The organism is Rhodanobacter sp. FW104-R8, from assembly GCF_001617365.1.
In the GTDB taxonomy this organism is placed as follows: Bacteria; Pseudomonadota; Gammaproteobacteria; order Xanthomonadales; family Rhodanobacteraceae; genus Rhodanobacter.
On the sequence record NZ_LVJR01000110.1, the window covers coordinates 25,906 to 32,760 of the forward strand.

At 69.7% G+C, this 6,855-nt stretch carries 9 protein-coding genes; 6 read left to right on the forward strand and 3 right to left on the reverse strand.

Going from position 1 to position 6,855, the window contains the following annotated elements; translation table 11 throughout:
- The first annotated feature begins 11 nt into the window (after window positions 1–11).
- The 6 genes from RHOFW104R8_RS14215 to RHOFW104R8_RS14240 all read left to right on the forward strand — a co-directional run bounded on the left by RHOFW104R8_RS14215 (window position 12) and on the right by RHOFW104R8_RS14240 (window position 5,197).
- The gene (locus tag RHOFW104R8_RS14215; RefSeq protein WP_068090454.1) at window positions 12–1,013 is read left to right on the forward strand and encodes an NAD(P)H-quinone oxidoreductase; all 1,002 of its coding nucleotides are present in this window, start codon (window positions 12–14) and stop codon (window positions 1,011–1,013) included.
- Window positions 1,014–1,106: 93 nt separating this feature from the next.
- Window positions 1,107–2,186, forward strand: a complete 1,080-nt coding sequence (ada, locus tag RHOFW104R8_RS14220; RefSeq protein WP_068090344.1) for a bifunctional DNA-binding transcriptional regulator/O6-methylguanine-DNA methyltransferase Ada — start codon at window positions 1,107–1,109, stop codon at window positions 2,184–2,186.
- The gene (locus RHOFW104R8_RS14225) at window positions 2,183–2,914 is read left to right on the forward strand and encodes a 2OG-Fe(II) oxygenase (protein ID WP_068090346.1); all 732 of its coding nucleotides are present in this window, start codon (window positions 2,183–2,185) and stop codon (window positions 2,912–2,914) included. Before ada ends, RHOFW104R8_RS14225 begins: the two co-directional genes overlap by 4 nt.
- Window positions 2,911–3,561 carry a DNA oxidative demethylase AlkB gene (gene alkB, locus RHOFW104R8_RS14230; protein WP_068090348.1) on the forward strand — a complete coding sequence of 217 codons (651 nt, stop codon included), beginning with the start codon at window positions 2,911–2,913 and terminating at the stop codon, window positions 3,559–3,561. Before RHOFW104R8_RS14225 ends, alkB begins: the two co-directional genes overlap by 4 nt.
- Window positions 3,562–4,200 (forward strand): DNA-3-methyladenine glycosylase, encoded by a 639-nt coding sequence (locus RHOFW104R8_RS14235; RefSeq protein WP_068090351.1) that lies wholly within the window; start codon window positions 3,562–3,564, stop codon window positions 4,198–4,200.
- Window positions 4,201–4,276: 76 nt separating this feature from the next.
- The gene (locus tag RHOFW104R8_RS14240; RefSeq protein WP_068090353.1) at window positions 4,277–5,197 is read left to right on the forward strand and encodes an MBL fold metallo-hydrolase; all 921 of its coding nucleotides are present in this window, start codon (window positions 4,277–4,279) and stop codon (window positions 5,195–5,197) included.
- 24 nt (window positions 5,198–5,221) lie between these two features.
- Here RHOFW104R8_RS14240 and bla read toward each other — a convergent pair whose 3' ends face one another.
- From bla to RHOFW104R8_RS14255, 3 genes are all read right to left on the reverse strand, one after another.
- On the reverse strand, window positions 5,222–6,100 hold the full coding sequence (gene bla / locus RHOFW104R8_RS14245; protein ID WP_068090355.1) for a subclass B3 metallo-beta-lactamase: 879 nt from the start codon (window positions 6,098–6,100) through the stop codon (window positions 5,222–5,224).
- Between the two features lie 98 nt (window positions 6,101–6,198).
- A complete protein-coding gene (locus RHOFW104R8_RS14250) occupies window positions 6,199–6,546 on the reverse strand; it encodes a tRNA-binding protein (protein WP_068090357.1) in 348 nt (115 codons plus the stop codon).
- Window positions 6,543–6,855, reverse strand: a 313-nt coding sequence (locus tag RHOFW104R8_RS14255; protein ID WP_161487808.1) for an FAD-binding oxidoreductase, incomplete at its 5' end; no start/stop codon positions are given. The genes RHOFW104R8_RS14250 and RHOFW104R8_RS14255, both read right to left, overlap by 4 nt.

Sequence of the window (6,855 nt, forward strand, 5' to 3'; positions counted from 1 at the left end):
CCATGCCCACCATGCAAGCCGTCGAGATCGTCCGGCCGGGCGGCCCGCGGGTGTTGCGGCTGACCGAACGGCCGATCCCGCAGCCGGGCCCGGGCGAGGTGCTGATCAAGGTAGCCGCGGCCGGGGTCAACCGGCCGGACGTATTCCAGCGCCAGGGCAACTACGCGCCACCGCCGGGCGCCTCCGACCTGCCCGGGCTGGAGGTGGCCGGCATCCTGGTGGAAGGCGACTTCACCGGCGGCAACCCGTTCGGCTTCGAGCCGGGCGATGCGGTGTGCGCCCTGCTCGCCGGCGGCGGCTATGCCGAATACGCGGTGGCGCCGCTGCCGCAGTGCCTGCCGGTGCCGGCGGGATTCTCGATGGTCGAGGCGGCGGCACTCCCGGAGAACCATTTCACTGTATGGAACAACGTGTTCGAGCGCGGCCAGCTTGGCCGCGGCGAAGGCGGCGCCTGGGAAACCTTGCTGGTACAGGGCGGTTCCAGCGGCATCGGGGTCACCGCGATCCAGCTCGCCCACGCGTTCGGCCATCGCGTGTTCGCCACCGCCGGCAATGCGGAGAAATGCGCCGCGTGTGAGCGGCTGGGCGCAGAGCGCGCGATCGACTACCACAGAGAGGATTTCGTCGCCGTGGTGAAACAGGCGACGGGGGGCCGCGGTGTGGACGTGATCCTGGACATGGTCGCAGGCGACTACATCCCGCGCGAGATCGAAGCGCTGGCCGAAGGCGGCCGGCTGGTCTTCATCGCCACGCTGGGCGGCAGCAAGGCGGCCATCGACGCCGGCACGATCATGCGTCGCCGGCTCACCCTCACCGGTTCCACCTTGCGTGCGCGCGACGTGGCGTTCAAGGGGGCGCTGGCCCGCCAGCTGCATGAAAAGGTCTGGCCACTGCTCGAAGCAGGCACGGTGCGGCCGGTGATCCATCAGGTCTTTCCCGCGGCCGAAGCGGCCCGGGCGCACGCGCTGATGGAGGGCAGTGCGCATATCGGCAAGCTCGTGCTGGCGTGGTGAGCCGGCTCGAATTCGACCGCAAGACCCGGGGTGTGGCGGGGCCGACCGATCCGTAGATTGGCTGCACGAGATAATCTTCGGGAAGGAACAGTCATGAAAACCTCCGACAAACAGACCGTGCTTGCTGCCACCACCGTTACCGACCCGCGCTGGGCCGCGGTGCAGGCGCGCGACACGCGTGCTGACGGCAGCTTCTTCTATTCGGTGAAAACCACCGGCGTGTACTGCCGCCCATCCTGCGTGGCGCGCCCGGCCCGGCCCGAGAACGTGGCGTTCCACGCCACCGCCGCCGAGGCGGAACGCGCCGGCTTTCGCCCGTGCAAGCGCTGCAAGCCTGACCAGCCGTCGCTGGCGGAGCAGCATGCGGCGCTGGTCACCACCGCCTGCCGCGCGATCGCGCAGGCCGAGACGACGCCCACGCTGGAGCAGCTGGCACGACCGACTGGGCTCAGCCCGTTCCACTTCCACCGCGTGTTCAAGGCCGTCACCGGCGTGACCCCGAAGCAGTACGCCACGGCGCATCGCAGCCGTCGCGTGCGCAACGAGCTGGAGCGCGGCGCTTCGGTGACCGCAGCGATCTTCGACGCTGGCTACAACGCCAGCAGCCGCTTCTACGAAACCGCCAACCAGGTGCTGGGCATGACGCCCTCCAGCTATCGCGCCGGCGGCGCCGACAGCGAGATCCGCTTCGCCATCGGCGAATGCTCGCTGGGCGCGATTCTGGTCGCGCAGAGCGAACGCGGCGTGTGCGCGATCCTGCTCGGCGACGACCCGGATGCGCTGGCTCGCGAGCTGCAGGATCGCTTCCCGAAGGCCAGGCTGATCGGTGGCGACCGCGACTACGAGCAGTTGGTGGCGCAGGTGGTAGGTTTCGTCGAGGCTCCCGCAATCGGCCTGGACCTGCCGCTGGACGTGCGCGGCACCGCCTTCCAGCAGCGCGTGTGGCAGGCGCTGCGCGAGATTCCGGCCGGCAGCACCGCCAGCTACAGCGAGATCGCGCGGCGCATCGGCTCGCCCACGGCGACGCGGGCGGTGGCGCAGGCTTGTGCCAGCAACCTGCTGGCGGTGGCGATCCCTTGTCACCGCGTGGTGCGCAACGACGGCGATTTGTCCGGCTACCGCTGGGGCGTGCAGCGCAAGCGCGCGCTGCTGGACCGCGAGGCGCAAGCATGAATGCGCAGCTGCGCCCTGCCCCCGAAGCCGATGCACGGCTGCCGGTGTACGACTGGGCCGGCATCGCCGATGAACTCGACGCACACGGTTGCGCGGTGCTGGAGGCCCTGCTGTCGCCGCAGGAGTGCGCGGCGCTGGCCGCCATGTACGCCGACGACAAGGGCTTCCGCAGCCGCGTGGTGATGAGCCGCCACGGCTTCGGCCGCGGCGAATACCGCTATTTCAGCTATCCGCTGCCGGAGCTGGTGGCCGTGCTGCGCAGTGCGGTCTACCCGCGGCTGGCGCCCGTCGCCAACCGCTGGAACGCGTCGATGGGGCTGCCCGCGCGCTACCCCGCCACCCACGCCGAATTCATCGACCGCTGTCACGCCGCCAGCCAGCGGCGCCCCACCCCGTTGCTGCTGCAGTACGGCGCAGGCGACTACAACTGCCTGCACCAGGACCTGTACGGCGAGCACGTGTTTCCGTTGCAGCTGGCGATCCTGCTGTCCGAGCCGGGACGCGATTTCGGCGGCGGCGAATTCGTGCTGACCGAGCAGCGCCCGCGCATGCAGTCGCGCGCCGAAGTGGTGCCGCTGCACCAGGGCGACGCAGCGGTGTTCGCGGTGCACCAGCGGCCGGTGCAGGGCGCGCGCGGCAGCTACCGAGTGGCCATGCGCCACGGCGTCAGCCGCGTGCGCAGTGGCCATCGCCACACGCTTGGCATCATCTTCCACGACGCCACATGATCACCACCGACCTGTTCGCTGCCGCTCCTGTCCGCCGGGATGAACCCCTGGGCGAGGGCGCGATGGTGCTGCGCGGGTTTGCGCTGGCGGATGAGGCGGCGTTGCTGCAGGCGCTCGACGCGATCGTGGCGCAGGCGCCGTTCCGCCACCTGGCCACGCCCGGCGGTTTCCGCATGTCGGTGGCGATGACCAATGCGGGATCGCTGGGCTGGGTCAGCGACCGCCGCGGTTACCGCTACGACCCGATCGATCCGGACAGCGGCAGACCATGGCCACCGATGCCACGGGTATTCCTGCACCTGGCGGCTACTGCCGCGGCGCACGCCGGTTTCACCGGCTTCGTGCCGGATGCCTGCCTGGTCAACCGCTACGAAGCGGGCACGCGGCTGAGCCTGCACCAGGATCGCGACGAGCGTGACCTGGGCCAGCCGATCGTGTCGGTCTCGCTGGGCATTCCGGCGGTGTTCCTGTTTGGCGGCTTGCAGCGTTCCGATCGTGCGCAACGCGTGCCGCTGGCGCATGGCGATGTGGTGGTATGGGGCGGTCCGGCGCGGCTGCGCTACCACGGCGTGCTGCCGCTGAAGCCGAATCATCACACCGCGCTGGGCGACTGTCGCATCAACCTCACCTTCCGCCGGGCCGGCTAGATGAAGCGCAGCGTCGATGCATCCACCTTCCTGGCCGCGATCGACGCCGACTGGGCGCGCCTGGTCGCGCAGGTCGGCCCCTGCGGGCACGAACCGAAACCGGCACGCGAGCCGTACGAGGCACTCGTACGCGCGGTGGCCTACCAGCAGTTGCACGTGAAGGCCGGCGACGCGATCCTGGCGCGGCTGCTGGCGCTGTACCCGCGGCAGGCGTTTCCTTCACCGGAGCAATTGCTCGATACCGCGATCGACGCGATGCGCGGATGTGGGTTTTCGGCACGCAAGACCGAGACGATCCGCGGCATCGCCACAGCCACGCTGGGTGGCGTGGTACCGGACCTGGCCACGGCCCTGACCTTGCCCGATGAGGAAATGATCGCCCGGCTCGGTGCATTGAAAGGCATCGGCCGCTGGACCGTGGAAATGTTCCTGATCTACAGCCTCGACCGGCTCGACATCCTGCCCGTGGACGACTTCGGCGTGCGCGAGGGCTACCGCTTGCTGAAGTCGCTGGAAACGGCGCCCACGCCGAAGGCGCTGGCGGCGATCGGCGTCGCCTGGAGCCCGCATCGCACCGCCGCCGCCTGGTACCTGTGGCGCGTGCCGCGGCCACCGAAGGCCGCCAGGATGAAAGGCTGACGCCCGACCAAGGTGCAAGTGCCTCGGTCGGGCCGGCTTGCTAACCTCGACGGATCAACCGATCGAGAAGCTGACCATGGCAACCCACGGCATCCACACCATCGACACCGGCTTCGTGCGGCCGCGGTTCGACGCGGCCTACCTGGTGGTCGAGAGCGGCCGCGGCGCCTTCATCGACTGCGGCACGAACTTCGCCGTACCGCGCATGCTGGCGGCACTGGACGAAGCCGGGATTTCCGCCGCCGCGGTGGACTGGCTGATCCTCACCCACGTGCACCTGGACCACGCCGGCGGTGCCGGCGAACTGATCGCGCGGTTGCCGAACGCGAAGCTGGTGGTGCATCCGCGCGGCGCGCGCCACATGATCGATCCGTCCGTGCTGTGGGCCGGCGCCAGCGCGGTGTACGGCGAGGCGGTGATGGAGCATACCTACGGCCGCTTGCGCCCGATCCCCGCCGAACGCGTCGTCGAGGCACCGGACGGGCACGCGGTGGAGCTGGCCGGCCGGCCGCTGCACTGTATCGATACGCCTGGCCACGCGAAGCACCACCTCACCGTGTACGACGAACGCGCCAACGCGTGTTTCACCGGCGACGTGTTCGGCCTGTCGTATCGCGATTTCGACACCGCGAACGGCCCGTTCATCCTGCCGACCACGTCACCGGTACAGTTCGATCCCCCGGCACTGCATGCGTCGATCGAGCGGCTGCTCGCGCTGAAACCCGCCGCGATGTACCTCACCCACTACGGCCGGGTCGAGCAGGTGGAACGGCTGGCTGCCGACCTGCACGCGCAGATCGACGCGATGGTCGTGCTGGCCCGCGCCGCCCACGGCAAGCCGGACCGGCACGTCATGCTGATGGAGTCGCTCACCGATCTCTATGCCGCGCGCGCCGAAGCCCATGGCTGGCGCCAGGGTCGCGACGCGCTGCGCCAGCTGCTGGGCATGGACATCGAGCTGAATGCGCAGGGGCTGGAGGTGTGGCTGGACCGCTGATCCATCAGGCGGGCCGCTACTGCCTCAGTTGCCGGCGTGCCGCGCGCCCTGCAGCTCCTTCGCCAGGCGTTCCTCGAAGCGCGGCTCCGCCACCGCGGCATAGGCACGACAGGCACCGGCGTCGATCAGGGCATCGGGCGCATGCTCGCGATCGCGTGCGGCAACCCTCTGCATGAAGCCGCTGGCCTCGGGATGCGGCGTGATCAGGATGTCGCAGGGCAAGCTGGCCACCATCGCGAAGGTCTGGCGGAAGCCGGCGACCCGGGCCGGCTCGTCGCGGTAACGGAAGCCGTGGCGGCCGAGCGCGGTGAGGCTGTCGACGTAGGCGAGCGTCAGGCAACGCCCTCCTTCGCAAGAGCGCCAGGTCCACGAGGTGCTGCCCGGGGTATGGCCGGGCGTGTAGTGCGCCACTACCGCGATCGGCCCCACCTGCACGGCAGCGTCGTCGGCGACCACCTCGACCGGCGTGACCGCCGGATAGCGCGGCGCCATGCCGAATTGCGGATCGTCCGGGTCGTTGCCGCCCAGGCGCAGCGCCTTCGCCCCCGCCGCGCTCGCCGCCACGGTGGCGCCGCTGTCGCGCGCCAGCCTGGCGATCGCTCCGGCATGGTCGGCATGGGCATGCGAGTTGAGAATCCACTTGATGTCGCACAGGCGAAAACCGAGCGCGCGGATGTTCGCCTCGATCTGCGCCGCCTTGCCTTCCAGCGTGCCGTCGATCAGCACGTGGCCTTGCGGCGAAGTGATCAGGATCGCGCTCAATCCCTGCGTGCCCACGTACCAGCTGTTGCCGTAGATGCGGAATGGCTGCCGCGGCCGGTTCCAGCTCGCCTCGTGCGCGTGCGCCCAACCGGCCAGCAACAGGCCGGTGCCGATCCACAGCGTGCGGACGGTCAGGTTCATGCGGGGCTCCACGGCGAGGACGAAGCCCGCATGGTGGCCGGCGAAAGCGGATCCGCGCTGGCGCGTTGCGGGCGAACCGCAGGCAACATGCGACCGGCTCAGGCCAGCCGGGTACCGTTCGGCACCGGGCGCTCGATTGCGGTGACCACCACGCCCTCGTCGGTGGGAAAGCCGGTGAGCAGGAACTGCGAGCGGAACGGGCCGATCTGCTTTTCCGGGAAATTGATCACGCCCACGATCTGCCGCCCGACGAGATCCTCCGCGCGGTACAGCGCGGCGATCTGCGCGCTGGTCTTCTTCTCGCCGTAGGGGCCGAAGTCCACCCATACCTTCCAGGCCGGCTTGCGCGCCTCGGGGAATGCCTCGACCTTCGTCACCGTGCCGGCGACGATCCATACCTTTTCGAAATCGGCCCAGCTGATCTCGGGGTGGTTCGCCTCACTCATCCTTCCAGCCTCGTCTTCAGACAATCGCGACCCTGCTGCCACCAGTACGTGGCCTGCGCGGCAAGATACCCGAAAGGCCGGTGGGTATTGTCCAGGCCGTAACCGGCAAACTGTTTCCAGCCGTCATCGCCCTGCGCGATGGCAGCGGCCAGCAGCTCGCCGGCGGCGCAGGTCGGCGCCAGGCCGTGCCCGCCGAAGGCCTGGGCCCACCACAGGCCGTTGCCGTCGCCGCCGATCTGCGGCATCTGGTGACGCGCATAGCTCATCAGCCCTGACCAGGCATGGTCGACCTGCACGCCGGCCAGCTGC

Coding starts and splice junctions, on each gene's coding strand:
- alkB (WP_068090348.1), top strand. CDS start 2,911: ATGATCACCACCGACCTGTTCGCTGCCGCTCCTGTCCGCCGGGATGAA.
- bla (WP_068090355.1), bottom strand. CDS start 6,100: ATGAACCTGACCGTCCGCACGCTGTGGATCGGCACCGGCCTGTTGCTG.
- ada (WP_068090344.1), top strand. CDS start 1,107: ATGAAAACCTCCGACAAACAGACCGTGCTTGCTGCCACCACCGTTACC.
- RHOFW104R8_RS14215 (WP_068090454.1), top strand. CDS start 12: ATGCAAGCCGTCGAGATCGTCCGGCCGGGCGGCCCGCGGGTGTTGCGG.
- RHOFW104R8_RS14240 (WP_068090353.1), top strand. CDS start 4,277: ATGGCAACCCACGGCATCCACACCATCGACACCGGCTTCGTGCGGCCG.
- RHOFW104R8_RS14225 (WP_068090346.1), top strand. CDS start 2,183: ATGAATGCGCAGCTGCGCCCTGCCCCCGAAGCCGATGCACGGCTGCCG.
- RHOFW104R8_RS14235 (WP_068090351.1), top strand. CDS start 3,562: ATGAAGCGCAGCGTCGATGCATCCACCTTCCTGGCCGCGATCGACGCC.
- RHOFW104R8_RS14250 (WP_068090357.1), bottom strand. CDS start 6,546: ATGAGTGAGGCGAACCACCCCGAGATCAGCTGGGCCGATTTCGAAAAG.